A 17,762-nucleotide genomic window follows, 5' to 3' on the forward strand; every position below is an offset into this window, starting at 1 on the left:
CTGGCAACCATGAGTGAGAGCGGGGGTGGGCCGGTGTGAGCCCGCGCATAGGGCTTACATCACCTACGAAGGGACATAGGAGGTAAAGGCATCCTCAATGAACGGGACAGACGGCATGGTCTGTCCCGTTTTGCCCTTCCCTGATCCACTATGGGCGATAGTGGATCATATCTTTGCCTGGGCATTTTGCGGCCGCTAAGAATTGCTCTCGTCGCTCAGCACCGCGGGTTCACCCCCGCGGCGCTCGTGCCTCAAGCACCCGCTGTCCGCAGTCGGACGAAGAGAGCGACCTCCGCGCTATTCGAAGAGGTCCTTCCGCCATGCCCAAGAACACTCAGAAGATCGCGATCGCCGGCGTCGCCACCCTCGGCGCCGCCGCCGTGGCCTTCTCCGTGGTGCCGGCCGACGCGCAGACGACCACGACGGACGCCGCCCCCTCGGCCCGCGTGGCCTACAGCTCCGAGCCCGTCCGTGACGTCAAGGCCAGCGTGACCGACCAGCTCGCCGGCGCCAGCGTCAAGGTCGACGCCATCGACGCCAAGAAGAAGGCCGCCGCCGCCGCGGTGGCCAAGAAGAAGGCGGCCGCACGGGCCGCCGACGCCGCCGTCGCGAAGAAGAAGGCGGCCGCGAAGAAGGCCGCGATCCGGGCCGCCGTCAAGAAGGCCGCCGCCGAGCGCAGCGCCAAGGAGGCCGCGAGCCGCTCCACGCACCGCGTCGCCGTCCGCCAGGTCGCCGTCAAGACCTACGCCAACAACCTGGACGGCTGGATCCGCCAGGCCCTGGCGATCATGGACGCCAAGAACATCCCGGGCTCCTACCACGGGCTGCACAAGAACATCATGCGCGAGTCCTCGGGCAACCCGAACGCCATCAACAACTGGGACATCAACGCCATCAACGGCGTGCCCTCCAAGGGCCTGCTCCAGGTGATCCAGCCGACGTTCAACGCGTACCACGTGCCCGGCACCTCCTGGAACATCTACGACCCGGTCGCCAACATCACCGCCGCGGCCAACTACGCCGCCCACCGGTACGGCTCGATCGACAACGTCAACAGCGCGTACTGACGCGCCCGCACACGCCGAAGGGCGGCACCCCGTGGTCGGGGTGCCGCCCTTCGGCGTCGTACGGGACCGGGAACCGGCTACTTGCGCATGACCTCGGGCTCGTGGCGGCGCAGGAAGCGGGCCACGAAGAAGCCGCAGATCACACCGAGGACGATCAGGGCGAACATGTCCATGCCCCAGGCACCGACGGTGTGCTCCCACAGCGGGTCGTTGTCGCCGCCGTCCGCCGGCGGGCTGATCCTGTTGAAGTCCAGCGTCGTACCGGCGGCCGCGACGGCCCAGCGCGACGGCATCAGGTACGAGAACTGGTTGACGCCGATCGAACCGTTCAGGGCGAACAGGCAGCCCGTGAACACCACCTGGATGATCGCGAACATCACCAGCAGCGGCATGGTCTTCTCGGCCGTCTTCACCAGCGAGGAGATGATCAGGCCGAACATCATCGAGGTGAAGCCGAGCGCCATGATCGGCAGGCACAGCTCGATCAGCGGCGCGCTCTTGAGGACCAGGCCCTCCGCCGGGATCTCCCGGCTGGAGAAGCCGATGACACCGACCAGCAGCCCCTGGAACAGGGTGACCAGACCGAGCACGAACACCTTGGACATCAGATACGCCGAGCGCGACAGACCGGTGGCGCGCTCCCGCTCGTAGATGACCCGTTCCTTGATCAGCTCACGGACGGAGTTCGCCGCGCCCGCGAAGCAGGCGCCGACCGCGAGGATCAGCAGGACGGTGGTGGCCGTGCCGTTCGGGATGATCCGGCCGGTCTTCGGATTGACCGGGTTGGGCAGCAGGTCGTTGCCGGAGTCGATCAGCAGGCTCACCGAGCCGAGCACGACCGGAAGGATCACCGACAGGGCGAGGAAGCCCTTGTCCGACGCGATCACCGACGTGTAGCGGCGCACCAGCGTGACGAACTGCGACATCCAGCCCTGCGGCTTGGGCGGTCTCATCGCCTGCATCGGCGGCATCTGTACGGACTGCGGCGCGATGGCGTCGATGTCCGCGGCGTACATCTGGTAGTGCTGCGAACCCTTCCAGCGGCCCGCCCAGTCGTAGTCGCGGTAGTTCTCGAAGGCGGAGAACACATCGGCCCAGGTGTCGTAGCCGAAGAAGTTCAGCGCCTCCTCCGGCGGACCGAAGTAGGCGACCGCCCCGCCCGGCGCCATCACCAGCAGCTTGTCGCAGATGGCGAGTTCGGCGACGGAGTGGGTGACGACGAGGACCGTACGGCCGTCGTCGGCGAGGCCGCGCAGCAACTGCATGACATCGCGGTCCATGCCCGGGTCGAGGCCCGAGGTCGGCTCGTCCAGGAAGATCAGCGACGGCTTGGTGAGCAGCTCCAGCGCCACCGAGACGCGCTTGCGCTGGCCGCCGGAGAGCGAGGTGACCTTCTTGCCCCGGTGGATGTCCAGCTTGAGTTCGCGCAGCACCTCGTCGATCCGGGCGTCGCGCTCGGCGGCCGTGGTGTCGGCCGGGAAGCGGAGCTTGGCCGCGTACTTGAGCGCCTTGTTGACGGTCAGTTCCTTGTGCAGGATGTCGTCCTGCGGGACCAGACCGATGCGCTGGCGCAGCTCGGCGAACTGCTTGTACAGGTTGCGGTTGTCGTAGAGGACGTCGCCCTGGTTGGCGGGACGGTAGCCCGTCAGTGCCTTGAGCAGCGTCGACTTGCCGGAACCGGACGGTCCGATGACCGCGATCAGCGACTTCTCGGGGACCCCGAAGGAGACGTCCTTCAGGATCTGCTTGCCGCCGTCGACCGTGACGGTCAGATGGCGGGCGGAGAAGGACACCTCACCGGTGTCGACGAACTCCTCCAGCCGGTCGCCGACGATCCGGAACGTCGAGTGACCGACGCCGACGATGTCGGTGGGGCCGAGGAGCTGGGTGCCGCCCTTGGCGATCGGCTGGCCGTTGACGTACGTGCCGTTGTGCGAGCCGAGGTCGCGGATCTCCATGCGGCCGTCGGGCGTCGAGTGGAACTCGGCGTGGTTGCGGGAGACCTGGAGGTCGGAGACGACCAGGTCGTTCTCCAGCGCACGGCCGATGCGCATCACCCGGCCCAGCGAGAACTGGTGGAACGTGGTGGGGCTGCGGTCGCCGTAGACCGGCGGCGCCCCCGCGCCGACGCCGGGGCCCTGACCCTGCTGCGGGATCTGCGGCGCGGCGGCCTGCGGCTGCTGCCAGCCGGGCTGCGGCGGGTTCGCGGCCTGCGGCGGGCCCCACGCCTGGTTCGCGCCCTGCGCGGCGTACGGCTGCTGCTGCGGCTGCGCGACCGGCGCCTGCGCCGCCGACACGTTGACCCGCGGGCCGTCGGTGGCGTTGCCCAGGTGCAGCGCCGTGCCGGGGCCGATCTCCAGCCGCTGGATCCGGCCGCCCCGCACGAACGTGCCGTTGGTGCTGCCGTGGTCCTCGACGACCCAACTGCGGCCGTCGAAGCTGACCGTGGCGTGGCGCCAGGAGACCCTGGCGTCCTCGAACACGAGGTCCCCCTGCGGATCGCGTCCGAGGGTGTATGGCCTGGACGGATCGAGCGTCCAGGTACGTCCGTTCAATTCCAGTACGAGTTCCGGCACTCCATGCCCCACTGAGTAGTCCCCCGAGTTACCCCCATCACAGGGAGTCTAGGGATGGCGAACATCGTCGGGAACTATTTCAGGCGCGGCCCCCTGACCGAAAGTCGGGCCTTGTGAAATGCGTGCTCCGGCTCATCGGCCGGGCCCGTTGACGGGGTTGAAAACGGCCCGGAGAGTGGTAAAGGCACGCGAGGGGGACGGAAGCGGCGACGCGCGCGCCGCACGCGTGGATCGGGGGGTCTGCATGAGTGCCGGCACAGGGGCGTACGACGACAAGGGCGCGGCGCACGGCACGCGCGTGCCGTGGCTGGACGTCCTGCTGTCCGCGATCGCCGCGGTGAGCTGGGCCCTGATCGGGATGGCCGGGACGGCGGCGCTCGGTCTGCATCTGCTGGAGGCGGACGCCTCGGCGTCGTTGGGGCCGATGACGGCGGCCGTCGTGGCCCTCGGGGCGGGCGGTTCGGTCACGCCCTCGGGCGATGTCTCGGCGTTCGGACTGGGCGGCGCCGAGGCGAACACGGCCATCGAGATCACGCCACTGGGGGTGAGCCTGGTCGGGGCGCTGTTGCTGTCGTGGTTCTTCCTACGGTCCTTGCGCACGGCCGGAGTCGTGGTCGCGCCGGCCGAACTGCTCGCCCGCGCGGGCACGGTGGTGGCGCTGTTCGTGGCGATGCTGGGCGGGCTGGCCTGGGCGGGGCACGACGTCGTCACGCTGGACGGGGGTGCGCTGGGGCTGGACGACATGCCCGGGGCGGGCGGGAGCGGCGGCGGGCTGGAGATACCGGGGCTCGGCGACATCGGTGACATCGGGGGGCTGCTCCCCGACCGGATCGGCGATCTGATCGACACGAAGGCGGCGGTCGGGTTCACGGTCGACACCGTGCCGACGCTGCTCGGGGGGTTCTTCTGGTCCGCCGGGATCCTGCTGATCGCCCTGCTGGCCTCGCGCCGCACCCCGCTGCCGCGCGGCTGGGAACCGGTGCACCGGGTGGTACGGCCGGCGGTGTCGGCCCTGGTCACGGTGGTGCTGGTGGCCGTGGCGGCCGGGCTCGCGGCCGCGGCGTACGCGGCGATCGGCGACGCCCATCCGCGGCGGATCGCGGGAGCGGCGCTGCTCGGCGCGCCGAATGGGGTGTGGCTGGGGCTCTCGATCGGCCTGTTCGTGCCCTGGGACGGCCGCGCCACGGGCCTCCTCACCCAGGTCCTCCCGGCCCCGCTGGACGACCTGCTCGGCTCGGGCGGGGACCGCTCGGTGACGGTGGGACGACTGGCCGAACTGGACGGCCGGGTGTGGCTTCTGTCCGTGGCCACGGCCGTGCTGATGCTCCTGGCGGGGGTACTGACCGCGGCGCGGACGCCGGTGGGGGGTGGGCAGGCGGGTGCCGGTGGGTTCACGGGCGGCGGGGCCGGGGCCGGGGCCGACGGGTTCGTGGGGAGCGCGGGCGGTGTCGGTCGGGGCGCGGGGGGTGGCATCGATGCCGGTGGGTTCGTAGGGGGCACGGCCGGTGTCGGTGGGTTCGTGGGGCGGTGTGCGTTGCGGCTGGGCATCGTGACCGCGGTGGCCCTGCCCCTGCTGGGGTGGCTCGCGGCGGTGTCGGCGGACGCCTCCCTGTCCGTCCTCGGCTTCGACGCGTTCGGCGCCGGGATCAGCCTGCACGGAAACGCCGGCATGGCGGTCCTTCTCGGCGCGACATGGGGCGCGGGAGCGGGGGCGCTGGGTGCGGTGCTGGCGCATGCAACGGGGGCGGCGGGGCGATGGGCGGCGGGGTTGGCACTGGGTGACTTGCGGGGCGGCGGTGGCGTGGACCTCGGGGGGCCTGCGGGCGCGGGGGCAGGAGCGGGATCGGGGTGGGGTGCGGGATCTGGGGCGGGGACCGGACTTGGAGCGGGCGGGCAGGCCGGGCCTGGGGCTGGGCGCAGGTCGGGGGCGGGTGCTGGATCCGGGGCGGGCGCGGGGCCAGGGGCTGGGCCCGAGGCGGGCCACAGGTCTGAGCCGGGAGCGGGTGTCGGTGCGGGTCCCGGGCAAGGAGCCCGGCCCGGTGCTGGTGCGGGCGGGCCGGTCAGCCCCGGCGCAGGGCGCAGGTCGGGCGGGGGTGACGGATCCGCGGCTGGGACTGGGGTGGACGCGGGCGCCGGGAGCGGGGCGGGCTCCGGGGCCGGTTCCGAGGTCGGCAACAGCACTGGGGCCGGGGCGGGTGTGGGCGGCGGAGCCGGAGCGGGCGCGGGACCCGGAGCGGGCGCGGGTGTCGAGGTCGGGCCCTACTCGCCGAATGTCTCCTATCGGGCGCCCAATCCTGAGACCAATCCCTATCTGCGGTTGCCGGACGATGTGCGGGACGCCGTGCCGGAGGGGGAGCCGGAGCCGGAGGATGCTCGGCCCGGGGAGGGGGTGTGGGGGGCGGGCGACGATCCGACCGTCGGGCTTCCGCCGGGGACGACGCCGCCGGGGGCGGAGGGGCCGAAGAGGGCTCGGTGAGGGCGCTTCACCCGGGTGTCGCCCACTGTTCCCTGTCCGGCAGGCGGACCTGGGCGGCGCGCGGCACTGGGTGCCGGATACGGTGGGGTACATCATGAGCGCGCAGACTTCGTCCTCAGACGTCCCTACTCTCCTCGTCAAGATCTTCGGCAAGGACAGGCCGGGCATCACGGCCGGTCTCTTCGACACCCTCGCGGCCTTCTCCGTCGACGTGGTCGACATCGAGCAGGTCGTCACCCGTGGCCGTATGGTGCTGTGCGCGCTCGTGACCGAGCCGCCGCACGGGCTGGAGGGTGACCTGCGGTCGACGGTCCACAGTTGGGCCGAGTCGATGAAGATGCAGGCGGAGATCATCTCGGGCCGCGGCGACAACCGCCCGCGTGGCCTGGGCCGCTCCCTGGTGACCGTGCTCGGGCATCCGCTGACCGCGGAGGCCACCGCCGCGATCGCCGCCCGGATCACCAAGGCCGGCGGCAACATCGACCGTATCTTCCGGCTCGCCAAGTACCCCGTGACGGCCGTCGAGTTCGCGATCTCCGGTGTGGAGACCTCACAACTGCGCCCCGCCCTCGTCACGGACGCGGCCGCGCTCGGCGTGGACGTCGCCGTGGTGGACGCGGGCCTGCACCGGCGGGCCCAGCGGCTCGTCGTGATGGACGTGGACTCCACGCTGATCCAGGACGAGGTGATCGAGCTCTTCGCCGCGCACGCCGGCTGCGAGGACAAGGTCGCCGAGGTGACCGCGGCCGCGATGCGCGGCGAGCTGGACTTCGAGCAGTCGCTGCACGCGCGGGTGGCGCTGCTGGAAGGGCTGGACGCCTCGGTCGTGGAGAAGGTGCGCACCGAGGTGCGGCTGACGCCTGGCGCCCGCACCCTGATCCGGACACTGAAGCGGCTCGGCTACCAGGTCGGGGTCGTATCGGGCGGGTTCACGCAGGTCACCGACGATCTGAAGGAGCGGCTGGGGCTGGACTTCGCCCAGGCCAACACGCTGGAGATCGTCGACGGCAAGCTGACCGGGCGGGTGACCGGCGAGATCGTGGACCGCGCGGGCAAGGCGCGGCTGCTGCGCAGGTTCGCCGCCGAGGCGGGCGTACCGCTCTCGCAGACCGTGGCGATCGGCGACGGCGCCAACGACCTGGACATGCTGAACGCGGCCGGTCTCGGTGTCGCCTTCAACGCCAAGCCCGTCGTACGGGAGGCGGCGCACACGGCGGTGAACGTGCCGTTCCTGGACACCGTGCTGTATCTGCTGGGCGTCACCCGCGAAGAGGTCGAGGCGGCGGACACCCACGACGAGGGCTGAGCGAGGCGAGGGCCCGGCGCCGGACGCGGCGCCGGGCCCTCGCGCGTGCGGGGCTCAGCAGGCCCGCCGGTTCACTCGAACGGCGCCCAGAAGTCGACCAGGGTGCCCCCGGCCGGTTCCAGGGACTTCCATGAGCCGTCGAAGGTCAGGACGGCGAAGGAGGCCGCCGGGAAGCCGTGGCGGTTCATCCGGCTGCCGGCGTCGCCCTCGACGGAGCCCGCCAGGATGTCGGCGAGACCGTGGACACCGGGGTTGTGGCCGATCAGGACGAGGTCACGGACGTCCTCCGGGGTCTCGTTGAGCAGGGTGATCAGCTCGCCCGGGGACGCCTCGTAGATCCGCTCCTCGTAGACGGTTCTCGGCCGGTGCGGCAGCTCGTGGACAGCGAGCTTCCAGGTCTCGCGGGTCCGGACCGCGGTGGAGCACAGGGCCAGGTCGAAGGAGATTCCGGTCTCGGCCAGCCTGCGGCCGGCGGCTGCCGCGTCCAGGCGGCCCCGCTCGGCGAGCGGCCGCTCATGGTCGGTCTCCTGTGACCAGTCGGCTTTCGCATGGCGGAAGATGACGATCCTGCGGGGTTCTGCGACGCTCATGGCTCCCAGCTTCGCATGAAACAGGCCATGGGGCGCAGGGAGTTGACATGCGGCTTTCGCGCCGTCCCGGGGCCGAGCAGAGCGCGCCGGGGCGTGATCGCCACGGCCGGCGCGGCTACCGCGCCACCAGCTCGCGCACCCGCTCGACGAGCTGGGTGAGCGCGGGGTCGCCACCGGCCGCGTGGGCGTCGGCCGGGTTGAGTATCAGCGCGAGCAGGGCGACGAAGGCGAGGGTGGGCAGGGCGAGGGCCCACCAGGGCAGCCGGGTGGCGGCGCCGCACCGGGCGGCGGCCGGGTGGGGCCGGGTGTGCGACTGGGCCGCCATGGGTGCCTCCGCGGGTCTCCGAGGGTCCGTGGCCGCCTTGTGCGGTCACATCTCGAAGGTACGGACGGCGGGGCCCCGGGCCCATCCGGAGATCCACCCACTTGACCCTGACCCTCGCCCCCTAGGGGACAGGGGGGTTAACCCCACCCCGGGTCACATCGGCCCGGGGGAAGGCGGTCGTCAGGGCGAGGCGATCGTCGCGATGACGGCGATGATCACGAAGATGGCGAGGAACGAGCCGAAGACGAGCAGCATCTTCTTCTGGCCGTTCTGGGGGTTCGGGTCGAGCATGGCCCCAGTGTCCCACTCCGCGCGCGTACCGCCCGCGGCGGGGGGCGTCAGCGCGCCGCGGTCTCGTCCTCCACCGTACGGTCGCGGCCCGCGAGGACGCCGACGACCGTCTGCGGGATCATCAGGGCCGCCATCAGCGCCAGCGGCAGTCCCCAGCCGCCGCTGTGCTGGTAGAGCACGCCGACCAGGAGCGGGCCGGGGATCGAGATGAGGTAGCCGGTGCTCTGGGCGAACGCCGAAAGGCGGACCACTCCGGCCCCGGTCCTGGCGCGCATGCCGACCATGGTGAGGGCCAGCGGGAAGGCGCAGTTGGAGATGCCGAGCAGCAGGGCCCAGGCCCAGGCGCCCGCGGCGGGCGCGAGGTACAGGCCGGCGTACCCGGCGAGGCCGCAGACGCCGAGCACGACGACGATCGGGCCCTGGCGCGGCAGCCGGGTGGCCAGGCGCGGGATGACGAAGGACAGCGGCACGCCCATCACCATGGTGACGGCGAGCAGCAGTCCGGCGGTGGCGGCGGGCACGCCCGCGTCCCGGAAGATCTGCGCCATCCAGCCCATGGTGATGTAGGCGGCGGTGGCCTGGAGCCCGAAGAACACGGCGAGCGCCCAGGCGGTACGGCTGCGGGTGATGGGCAGCGGGGGCCGGGCGGCGAGCTCCTCGGTCCCGCCGGGCGCGGCCGCGGCGGAAGCGGTGCGCGCAGGGTTCTCCGCACCCGCACCCGCATGCGTGCCCGGCTCCCGCCGCTGCCGGACGAACGGCAGCCAGGGCAGCAGGGCGGCCGCGGCCAGGCCCGCCCAGACGGCGAGGCCGGTGCGCCAACTGCCGCCCAGGGCATCGGTCATGGGGACGGTCACCGCGGCGGCCGTGGAGGTGCCGAGGGCCAGGGCCATGGAGTACAGGCCGGTCATGGAGCCGACCCGGTCGGGGAAGTGGCGCTTGACGATGACCGGCATCAGGACGTTGCTGACGGCGATGCCCATGAGCGCGAGGGCGGAGGCGGCCACGAATCCCGCCGTACCGCCCGCGTACGGCCGGATGGCCAGGCCCGCGGCGATGGCGGCCATCCCGGCGCACACCACGGCGGCGGGCCCGAAGCGGCGGGCGAGGCGCGGGGCGGTGATGCCGAAGACGGCGAAGCAGAGCGGCGGCACGGAGGTGAGCAGTCCGGCCAGGCCGGCGCTCATGCCGAGCCCGTCGCGGACCTCTTCGAGGAGGGCGCCGAGGCTGGTGATGGCGGGGCGGAGGTTGAGGGCGGCCAGCACGATGCCCGCCATGAGCAGCCGGGCCGTCCACGCGCGCGGGGACGGATGCGGGCCGTCACCCGCGGCCGGGCCTCCGGGCGGGGTCCGGCGTATCGGGGTGGACATGCTGGTCCGGGTTTCCTCGCGCGCCATGCCGCCCATCATAGAATCATGGGATGATTGGTTGTCCATCCTCGGGCGCGCCCGATCCGTCCCGTCCGTGCGAAGGTGTGCCATGGCCCTGAGTCACCCCCGCCGCTCGGCGCTGTCCGAGCAGGTCATCGCCGCGCTGCGCCAGCAGATCACCTCGGGCGAGTGGCCGGTCGGCGCGCGCATCCCGACCGAGCCCGAGCTGGTCGAACAGCTCGGCGTGGCCCGCAACACGGTCCGTGAGGCCGTCCGGGCGCTCGCGCACAACGGCCTGCTGGACATCCGGCAGGGTTCGGGGACGTATGTCGTCGCCACGAGTGAGCTGGCCGGTGTGATGCACCGCCGTTTCGCGGACGCCGACCCCCGGCACATCGCCGAGCTGCGCGCCACGCTGGAGTCGAGCGCGGCGCGGCTGGCGGCCGAGCGCCGTACCGAGAAGGACCTCAAGCAGTTGGACGCGCTGCTGGTGCGGCGCGAGGAGGCGTGGGAGTCGGGGGACGCGGAGGCGTTCGTGACGGCCGACGCGACCTTCCACCTGGCGGTGGTGGCCGCCTCCCACAACGACGTGATGACGGCGATGTACGCCGATCTGGGCGAGGTGCTGCGGGACTGGCTGCGCGAGGACGTCGGCGAGGAGCTGACGCCGGAGACGCACATGGACCACGCGCGGCTGGTGGACGCGATCCGCGCGGGCGACACGGAGACGGCGGCGGCCGAGGCGGCCGGCTATCCGTTCCTGTGCCGCCCGGGACGGTTCAGCCCCTCTGGTGGCTGACCCAGGCCGAGCGGACCTCTTTCCAGCAGCGGCCGGTCAGCCGGACGGTCACCGCGGGCCCGGCGTCGGCGGGCGCCCCGTCGGAGTCGAGGTCCCACCAGCGGTCGCACTCGATGTGCAGCCGGACCCGGTCGGTCTCGGCGTAGGCGTTGTGGCAGTAGGCGACGACCTGGGAGCCGCGGACGGTCGTACGGCACTCCGCGCCGAACGGTTCGGGCCGCGCGGCCGGTCCGGCGGGCTCCACACGCGCGTGGGGAAGCGCCTCGTACGGCAGACAGAGGACGAGGGCGACAGCGATGCCGACTGCTGGGGCGAGGCTACGGAACAGGCGCACAAGGGAACCTCCTCGGCAGAGCTGGGGAGGGGAGCATGTGGGTGAACGCGTACTCCAAGCGTGCCTGTCCGGGGCCGTGCCCCGCCCGGCCTGATAGGCCGGACGGGTGACACGGACAGGGGGACGTCAGGCGCCGATGGCGTGCAGACCGCCGTCCACGTGGATGATCTCGCCCGTGGTCTTCGGGAACCAGTCGCTCAGGAGGGCGACGACGCCCTTGCCGGCCGGCTCCGGGTCCTTCAGGTCCCACTCCAGCGGGGCGCGGGTGTCCCACACGGAGGCCAGCTCGCCGAAGCCCGGGATGGACTTGGCGGCCATGGAGCCGATCGGGCCCGCCGAGATGAGGTTGCAGCGGATGTTCTGCTTGCCCAGGTCACGGGCCATGTAGCGGCTGGTGGCCTCCAGGGCGGCCTTGGCCGGGCCCATCCAGTCGTACTGCGGCCAGGCGTACTGCGCGTCGAAGGTGAGGCCGACGACCGAGCCGCCGTTCTGCATCAGCGGCAGGCAGGCCATGGTGAGCGACTTCAGGGAGTACGCCGAGACGTGCATGGCCGTGGCGACCGACTCGAACGGCGTGTTGAGGAAGTTGCCGCCGAGGGCGTCCTGCGGGGCGAAGCCGATGGAGTGGACGACGCCGTCGAGGCCGCCCAGCTCCTCGCCGACGATGTCCGCGAGCCGGCCGAGGTGCTCGTCGTTGGTGACGTCCAGCTCGATGACCTTGGTGGGCTTCGGCAGCTTCTTGGCGATGCGCTCGGTCAGGGTGGGCCGCGGGAACGCGGTCAGGATGATCTCGGCACCCTGCTCCTGGGCCAGCTTGGCGGTGTGGAAGGCGATGGAGGACTCCATCAGCACACCGGTGATCAGGACGCGCTTGCCCTCGAGAATTCCGCTCATGGTGATCAGTGACCCATTCCCAGTCCGCCGTCAACGGGGATGACGGCTCCAGTGATGTACGAGGCGTCGTCCGAGGCGAGGAACCGCACCGTCGCGGCGATCTCCTCCGGCTGCGCGTACCGGCCGAGCGGCACCTGCGAGACGATGCCCGCGCGCTGCTCGTCGGTGAGCGCCCTGGTCATGTCGGTGTCGACAAAGCCGGGTGCGACGACGTTGAAGGTGATGTTGCGCGACCCCAGCTCACGGGCGAGGGAGCGCGCGAAGCCGACGAGGGCGGCCTTGGAGGCGGCGTAGTTGGCCTGCCCGGCGGAGCCGAGCAGCCCCACGACCGAGGAGATCAGCACGACGCGGCCCTTCTTGGCGCGCAGCATCGCGCGGTTGGCGCGCTTGACCACCCGGAAGGTGCCGGTGAGGTTGGTGTCGATGACGGAGGTGAAGTCCTCCTCGGACATCCGCATGAGGAGCTGGTCCTTGGTCACGCCCGCGTTGGCGACGAGGACCTCGACCGGGCCGTGCGCGGCCTCGATCTCCTTGTACGCCTGCTCCACCTGCTCCGGGTCGGTGATGTCGCACTTCACGGCCAGGTAACCGGCCGGGGGCTCGCCCGAGCGGTACGTGATCGCGACCTTGTCGCCGGCGTCGGCGAACGCTCGGGCGATGGCGAGGCCGATGCCCCGGTTTCCTCCGGTGACGAGAACCGAGCGGCTCAACGGATCACCCTTTCGCTAGGGGTCAGACACATCCGCGACACATCCGCCCGGAATCCGGACGGCAGGCGGTTTACCTCGAAACCTATCGGTCCGCTCCGGCACGCGGACATTCGGGCACCGACAGTGGCTCGTAGAGCTGGCTGTCGGATTCCTACAGTCGGTGCCGCGTCGCGGGGACGACCGAATTCGTTGGATGACGGTGTGTCGGCCCTGCATGATTCACTGCGACACACATCCGTCTCTTGCAACCGTGACAAGGGGAGGCCCTCGTGGCCCATGAGGTCGATCAGTCATTTCTGGCACTACCGCTGAGGGCCCTCGCCGATGCCGCGCTCGCACGGGCGCGGGCGCTCGGGGCGCAGCACGCGGACTTCCGGTTCGAGCGGGTGCGCAGTGCCTCGTGGCGGTTGCGGGACGCCAAGCCGTCCGGGTCGTCGGACACCACGGACCTGGGGTACGCGGTGCGGGTGGTGCACGGCGGGACCTGGGGGTTCGCCTCGGGTGTCGATCTGACGATGGACGCGGCGGCCCGGGTCGCCTCGCAGGCGGTGGCGATGGCCAAGCTGTCCGCGCAGGTGATCCAGGCGGCGGGGTCGGACGAGCGGGTGGAGCTGGCGGACGAGCCGGTGCACGCCGAGAAGACCTGGGTGTCGTCGTACGAGATCGACCCGTTCACCGTGCCCGACGAGGAGAAGTCGGCGCTGCTCGCGGAGTGGAGCGCGCGGCTGCTGGCGGCCGACGGGATCAACCATGTCGACGCCTCGCTGCTCACCGTGCACGAGAACAAGTTCTACGCCGACACGGCCGGGACGGTCACCACGCAGCAGCGGGTACGGCTGCACCCGGCGCTGACGGCGGTGTCGGTGGACGAGTCCAGCGGTGAGTTCGACTCGATGCGCACCATCGCACCGCCGGTCGGGCGCGGCTGGGAGTACCTCACCGGGACCGGCTGGGACTGGGACGAGGAACTGGCGCGGATGCCGGAGCTGCTCGCCGAGAAGATGCGCGCGCCGAGCGTGGACCCGGGGCTGTACGACCTGGTCGTCGACCCGTCCAACCTGTGGCTGACGATCCACGAGTCCATCGGGCACGCCACCGAGCTGGACCGGGCGCTCGGCTACGAGGCCGCCTACGCCGGCACCTCCTTCGCCACCTTCGACCAGCTCGGCAAGCTGAAGTACGGCTCGGAGCTGATGAACGTCACCGGTGACCGCACCGCCGAGCACGGCCTGGCCACCGTCGGCTACGACGACGAGGGCGTCGAGGGCCAGTCCTGGGACCTGGTGAAGGACGGCACGCTCGTCGGCTACCAGCTCGACCGGCGGATCGCGCGCCTCACCGGCCTCGGCCGGTCCAACGGCTGTGCCTTCGCCGACTCCCCCGGCCATGTGCCGGTGCAGCGCATGGCCAATGTGTCACTGCGGCCGGATCCGGCGGGCATGTCGACCGAGGACCTCATCGGCAGTGTCGACCGCGGGATCTATGTCGTCGGGGACCGGTCGTGGTCCATCGACATGCAGCGGTACAACTTCCAGTTCACCGGGCAGCGGTTCTTCCGGATCGAGAACGGGCGGATCACCGGGCAGTTGCGGGACGTGGCCTACCAGGCGACGACCACCGACTTCTGGGGGTCCATGGCGGCCGTGGGCGGGCCACAGACGTATGTCCTCGGGGGCGCGTTCAACTGCGGCAAGGCCCAGCCGGGACAGGTGGCGGCCGTGTCGCACGGCTGCCCGTCGGCGCTGTTCAAGGGAGTCAACATCCTCAACACCACGCAGGAGGCCGGTCGATGAGCGCGCGTACCAGCAAGCCGCACGAGGTCGTCGAGCGCGCCCTCGAACTGTCCCGCGCCGACGGCTGTGTCGTGATCGCCGACGAGCAGTCCACGGCGAACCTGCGCTGGGCGGGCAACGCCCTCACCACCAACGGCGTCACGCGCGGGCGCACCCTCACCGTGATCGCGACCGTCGACGGCAAGGAGGGCACCGCCTCCGGGGTCGTCTCGCGGTCCGCGGTGACGGCGGACGACCTGGAGCCCCTGGTGCGGGCCGCGGAGGCCGCCGCGCGCGGCGCCGCCCCGGCGGAGGACGCGCAGCCGCTGGTCACCGCGGTGCCGGAGTCCCCCGACTTCACGGAGGGCCCGGCCGAGACGTCGTCGGCGGTGTTCGTGGACTTCGCCCCGGCGCTCGGCGAGGCGTTCGCACGCGCGCGTGCGGGCGGCCGGGAACTGTACGGCTTCGCCAACCACGAGCTGGTGACGTCGTACGTGGGCACCTCGACGGGACTGCGGCTGCGGCACGACCAGCCGAACGGGACGCTGGAGCTGAACGCCAAGTCGCCGGACCGGACGCGTTCGGCGTGGGCGGGCCGCTCCACCCGGGACTTCAAGGACGTCGACCCGGGGGCGCTCGACGCCGAACTGGCCGTACGCCTGGGCTGGGCCGAGCGGAAGGTGGCGCTGCCCGCCGGGCGGTACGAGACGCTGCTGCCGCCGACGGCCGTCGCGGACCTGCTGATCTATCTGTTCTGGTCGGCGTCCGGCCGGGACGCCGCCGAGGGCCGCACGGTGTTCTCCAAGCCGGGCGGCGGCACGCGTCTGGGCGAGAAGCTGTCCGAGCTGCCGCTGACCCTGCGCAGCGATCCGCACGAGCCCGGCCTCGAGTCGGCGCCGTTCGTCATCGCGCACTCCTCGGGCGGGGACCAGTCCGTGTTCGACAACGGGCTGCCGCTGCGGGCCACGGAGTGGATCGGCGAGGGCGAGCTGAGGCACCTCGCGACCAGCCGGCACAGCGCGGGGCTGACCGGTCTGCCGGTGGCGCCGGCCGGGGACAACCTGATCCTGGAGGGCGGCGCGGACCGTTCGCTGGAGGAGATGGTGGCGGGCACCGGGCGCGGGCTGCTGCTGACCTGCCTGTGGTACATCCGCGAGGTGGACCCGGCGACCCTGCTGCTCACCGGCCTGACCCGGGACGGCGTGTACCTGGTCGAGGACGGCGAGGTGGTGGGCGAGGTGAACAACTTCCGGTTCAACGAGTCGCCGGTCGGGCTGCTGGGCCGGGCCACGGAGGCGGGGCGCACCGAGAAGACGCTGCCGCGGGAGTGGAGCGACTGGTTCACCCGGGCCGCGATGCCCGCGCTGCGGGTGCCGGACTTCAATATGAGCTCTGTCAGTCAGGGCGTATAACCTCGTACCCGCGGCCTTGGGCCGCCCACGAGCAAGCAGACCATCGAGGAGATACGAGAACCGTGACGGACATCGTCGACGAGCTGAAGTGGCGGGGCCTGTTCGCCCTGTCCACCGACGAGGACGCCTTGCGCAAGGCGCTCGCGGACGGTCCCGTCACGTTCTATTGCGGCTTCGACCCGACCGCGCCGTCCCTGCACGTGGGGCATCTGGTGCAGGTGCTCACCGTGCGCCGGCTCCAGCAGGCCGGGCACCGGCCGCTGGCGCTGGTCGGCGGGGCCACGGGTCTGATCGGCGACCCGCGCCCGACCGCCGAGCGCACACTGAACGCGCCGGAGACGGTGGCGGGCTGGGTCGACAAGCTGCGCGGCCAGATCGAGCCGTTCCTGTCCTTCGAGGGCGAGAACGCGGCCGTGATGGTGAACAACCTCGACTGGACGGCCGGGCTGTCCGCGATCGAGTTCCTGCGGGACATCGGCAAGCACTTCCGCGTCAACAAGATGCTGACGAAGGACTCCGTGGCCCGCCGCCTGGAGTCCGACCAGGGCATCAGCTACACCGAGTTCAGCTACCAGATCCTCCAGGGCATGGACTTCCTCCAGCTCTTCCGGCGCTACAACTGCACGCTCCAGCAGGGCGGCAGCGACCAGTGGGGCAACCTCACGGCCGGTCTGGACCTGATCCACAAGCTGGAGCCGCACGCGAACGTGCACGCGCTGGCGACCCCGCTGATGACCAAGGCGGACGGCACCAAGTTCGGCAAGACCGAGGGCGGCGCCGTCTGGCTCGACCCGGAGATGACGACGCCGTACGCGTTCTACCAGTTCTGGCTGAACGTGGACGACCGGGACATCTCGACGTACCTGCGCATCCTGTCCTTCCGCTCCCGCGCGGAGCTGGAGGAGCTGGAGGAGCAGACGCGTGAGCGGCCGCAGGCGCGGGCGGCGCAGCGGGCGCTGGCCGAGGAGCTGACGACGCTGGTGCACGGCGCGGACCAGACGGCCGCGGTGATCGCCGCGAGCCGTGCCCTGTTCGGGCAGGGCGAGCTGGCCGACCTGGACGAGCGGACGCTGGCCGCGGCGCTGTCCGAGGTGCCGCACATCCGGGTCGCCGAGCCGGCGCCGGTCGTGGACCTGTTCGCCGAGGTCGGTCTGGTGGCGAGCAAGTCCGCCGCACGCCGCACCGTGAAGGAGGGCGGCGCCTACGTGAACAACGCGAAGGTGACCGCCGAGGACGCGGTGCCGGACACCGCGGATCTGCTGCACGGGCGGTGGCTGGTGCTGCGGCGGGGCAAGAAGAACCTGGCGGCCGTCGAGGTCACCGGGGCCTGAGCGTGGACATGGGTGAGGGGCGCGGGATTCCCGCGCCCCTCACCCGTGTCAGGCGCGCTCTTTGTTCTTGCCCAGGGTCGCCATGTACGCCATGTCGCCCAGGGCCACGACCACGACCGCGGCGACGATCTGGAACAGATGGCGCCACCAGTCGATGCCGGAGGTCTCCTCGACGCCGAAGCCGCGGGCGACGGCGTTGCCGATGATGGCGCCCAGGATGCCGAAGATGGTGGTCAGCCAGAGGGGGCTGTGCTGCTTGCCGGGCAGGATCGCCTTGGCGATCAGACCGAGCACGAATCCCACGATGATGGCCCACAACCAGCCCATGGCTGCCTCCTTGTACGGCTCGACGTGAGCATTGCCCTCAGTCTCGGACCGTGGGCCGTACGGCGCATGTCGGGTGCGGCCGTACGCGGTACGGCGCAGAAGGTTCGCCCGGCCGGGAGGCGACCCGGTCTCGAACGCGGCGCAGGCGCGGCGTACGGTGGAGGACCGGGGTGAACGTGCTGTGG

16 protein-coding genes are annotated in these 17,762 nt (G+C 71.5%); 7 read left to right on the forward strand and 9 right to left on the reverse strand.

What is annotated here, in order from left to right:
* Positions 1-320 precede the first annotated feature (320 nt).
* The gene (locus AFM16_RS09430; protein WP_078633029.1) at positions 321-1,067 is read left to right on the forward strand and encodes a transglycosylase SLT domain-containing protein; all 747 of its coding nucleotides are present in this window, start codon (positions 321-323) and stop codon (positions 1,065-1,067) included.
* Between the two features lie 77 nt (positions 1,068-1,144).
* Here AFM16_RS09430 and AFM16_RS09435 read toward each other — a convergent pair whose 3' ends face one another.
* A complete protein-coding gene (locus AFM16_RS09435; RefSeq protein ID WP_078633030.1) occupies positions 1,145-3,655 on the reverse strand; it encodes an ABC transporter ATP-binding protein/permease in 2,511 nt (836 codons plus the stop codon).
* Between the two features lie 232 nt (positions 3,656-3,887).
* Between AFM16_RS09435 and AFM16_RS09440 the strand changes: the two genes are divergently transcribed.
* On the forward strand, positions 3,888-6,119 hold the full coding sequence (locus tag AFM16_RS09440; RefSeq protein WP_078636892.1) for a streptophobe family protein: 2,232 nt from the start codon (positions 3,888-3,890) through the stop codon (positions 6,117-6,119).
* Positions 6,120-6,213: 94 nt separating this feature from the next.
* Entirely contained in the window at positions 6,214-7,425 is a 1,212-nt protein-coding gene (gene serB / locus AFM16_RS09445; RefSeq protein ID WP_078633031.1) for a phosphoserine phosphatase SerB, read from the forward strand.
* 71 nt (positions 7,426-7,496) lie between these two features.
* Here the strand turns inward: serB and AFM16_RS09450 are convergent, their stop codons facing one another.
* From AFM16_RS09450 to AFM16_RS09460, 4 genes are all read right to left on the reverse strand, one after another.
* Complete coding sequence (locus tag AFM16_RS09450; RefSeq protein WP_030790957.1) at positions 7,497-8,015, reverse strand: SixA phosphatase family protein; 519 nt, start codon at positions 8,013-8,015, stop codon at positions 7,497-7,499.
* Between the two features lie 115 nt (positions 8,016-8,130).
* Positions 8,131-8,340: a hypothetical protein gene (locus AFM16_RS09455; RefSeq protein WP_078633032.1), complete on the reverse strand. Its 210-nt coding sequence runs from the start codon at positions 8,338-8,340 to the stop codon at positions 8,131-8,133.
* Positions 8,341-8,520: 180 nt separating this feature from the next.
* On the reverse strand, positions 8,521-8,631 hold the full coding sequence (locus AFM16_RS39920; RefSeq protein ID WP_254876575.1) for an SGM_5486 family transporter-associated protein: 111 nt from the start codon (positions 8,629-8,631) through the stop codon (positions 8,521-8,523).
* A gap of 47 nt (positions 8,632-8,678) precedes the next feature.
* Positions 8,679-10,037, reverse strand: a complete 1,359-nt coding sequence (locus AFM16_RS09460) for a CynX/NimT family MFS transporter (RefSeq protein ID WP_078633033.1) — start codon at positions 10,035-10,037, stop codon at positions 8,679-8,681.
* 70 nt (positions 10,038-10,107) lie between these two features.
* Here AFM16_RS09460 and AFM16_RS09465 point away from each other — a divergent pair, with 70 nt between their 5' ends.
* Complete coding sequence (locus AFM16_RS09465; RefSeq protein ID WP_030790966.1) at positions 10,108-10,797, forward strand: FadR/GntR family transcriptional regulator; 690 nt, start codon at positions 10,108-10,110, stop codon at positions 10,795-10,797.
* On the opposite strand, the gene AFM16_RS09470 is transcribed toward AFM16_RS09465, so the two are convergent.
* The 3 genes from AFM16_RS09470 to fabG form a co-directional block, all read right to left on the reverse strand.
* Positions 10,778-11,131, reverse strand: coding sequence for a hypothetical protein (locus tag AFM16_RS09470; RefSeq protein WP_078633034.1), 354 nt, complete (start codon positions 11,129-11,131; stop codon positions 10,778-10,780). The two genes, AFM16_RS09465 and AFM16_RS09470, sit on opposite strands and share 20 nt — an antisense overlap.
* Positions 11,132-11,257: 126 nt before the next feature.
* Positions 11,258-12,025, reverse strand: a complete 768-nt coding sequence (gene fabI / locus AFM16_RS09475; protein WP_030790972.1) for an enoyl-ACP reductase FabI — start codon at positions 12,023-12,025, stop codon at positions 11,258-11,260.
* 5 nt (positions 12,026-12,030) lie between these two features.
* A complete protein-coding gene (gene fabG / locus AFM16_RS09480) occupies positions 12,031-12,735 on the reverse strand; it encodes a 3-oxoacyl-[acyl-carrier-protein] reductase (protein WP_030790975.1) in 705 nt (234 codons plus the stop codon).
* 269 nt (positions 12,736-13,004) lie between these two features.
* Between fabG and AFM16_RS09485 the strand changes: the two genes are divergently transcribed.
* The 3 genes from AFM16_RS09485 to tyrS all read left to right on the forward strand — a co-directional run bounded on the left by AFM16_RS09485 (position 13,005) and on the right by tyrS (position 17,250).
* Positions 13,005-14,528, forward strand: coding sequence for a TldD/PmbA family protein (locus AFM16_RS09485; protein ID WP_030790978.1), 1,524 nt, complete (start codon positions 13,005-13,007; stop codon positions 14,526-14,528).
* Complete coding sequence (locus AFM16_RS09490; protein WP_030790980.1) at positions 14,525-15,919, forward strand: metallopeptidase TldD-related protein; 1,395 nt, start codon at positions 14,525-14,527, stop codon at positions 15,917-15,919. The genes AFM16_RS09485 and AFM16_RS09490 overlap by 4 nt, the downstream gene beginning before the upstream one ends.
* Positions 15,920-15,981: 62 nt before the next feature.
* Complete coding sequence (gene tyrS / locus AFM16_RS09495; protein ID WP_078633035.1) at positions 15,982-17,250, forward strand: tyrosine--tRNA ligase; 1,269 nt, start codon at positions 15,982-15,984, stop codon at positions 17,248-17,250.
* A 48-nt stretch (positions 17,251-17,298) separates the two neighbouring features.
* Here the strand turns inward: tyrS and AFM16_RS09500 are convergent, their stop codons facing one another.
* Positions 17,299-17,577, reverse strand: coding sequence for a GlsB/YeaQ/YmgE family stress response membrane protein (locus tag AFM16_RS09500; protein ID WP_030790984.1), 279 nt, complete (start codon positions 17,575-17,577; stop codon positions 17,299-17,301).
* Positions 17,578-17,762 lie beyond the last annotated feature (185 nt).

This window comes from Streptomyces antibioticus (assembly GCF_002019855.1).
Taxonomy (GTDB): Bacteria; Actinomycetota; Actinomycetes; order Streptomycetales; family Streptomycetaceae; genus Streptomyces; species Streptomyces antibioticus_B.

Coding starts and splice junctions, on each gene's coding strand:
- AFM16_RS39920 (WP_254876575.1), bottom strand. CDS start 8,631: ATGCTCGACCCGAACCCCCAGAACGGCCAGAAGAAGATGCTGCTCGTC.
- AFM16_RS09440 (WP_078636892.1), top strand. CDS start 3,888: ATGAGTGCCGGCACAGGGGCGTACGACGACAAGGGCGCGGCGCACGGC.
- AFM16_RS09500 (WP_030790984.1), bottom strand. CDS start 17,577: ATGGGCTGGTTGTGGGCCATCATCGTGGGATTCGTGCTCGGTCTGATC.
- fabI (WP_030790972.1), bottom strand. CDS start 12,025: ATGAGCGGAATTCTCGAGGGCAAGCGCGTCCTGATCACCGGTGTGCTG.
- AFM16_RS09455 (WP_078633032.1), bottom strand. CDS start 8,340: ATGGCGGCCCAGTCGCACACCCGGCCCCACCCGGCCGCCGCCCGGTGC.
- AFM16_RS09465 (WP_030790966.1), top strand. CDS start 10,108: ATGGCCCTGAGTCACCCCCGCCGCTCGGCGCTGTCCGAGCAGGTCATC.
- AFM16_RS09460 (WP_078633033.1), bottom strand. CDS start 10,037: ATGATGGGCGGCATGGCGCGCGAGGAAACCCGGACCAGCATGTCCACC.
- AFM16_RS09430 (WP_078633029.1), top strand. CDS start 321: ATGCCCAAGAACACTCAGAAGATCGCGATCGCCGGCGTCGCCACCCTC.
- AFM16_RS09490 (WP_030790980.1), top strand. CDS start 14,525: ATGAGCGCGCGTACCAGCAAGCCGCACGAGGTCGTCGAGCGCGCCCTC.
- serB (WP_078633031.1), top strand. CDS start 6,214: ATGAGCGCGCAGACTTCGTCCTCAGACGTCCCTACTCTCCTCGTCAAG.
- AFM16_RS09450 (WP_030790957.1), bottom strand. CDS start 8,015: ATGAGCGTCGCAGAACCCCGCAGGATCGTCATCTTCCGCCATGCGAAA.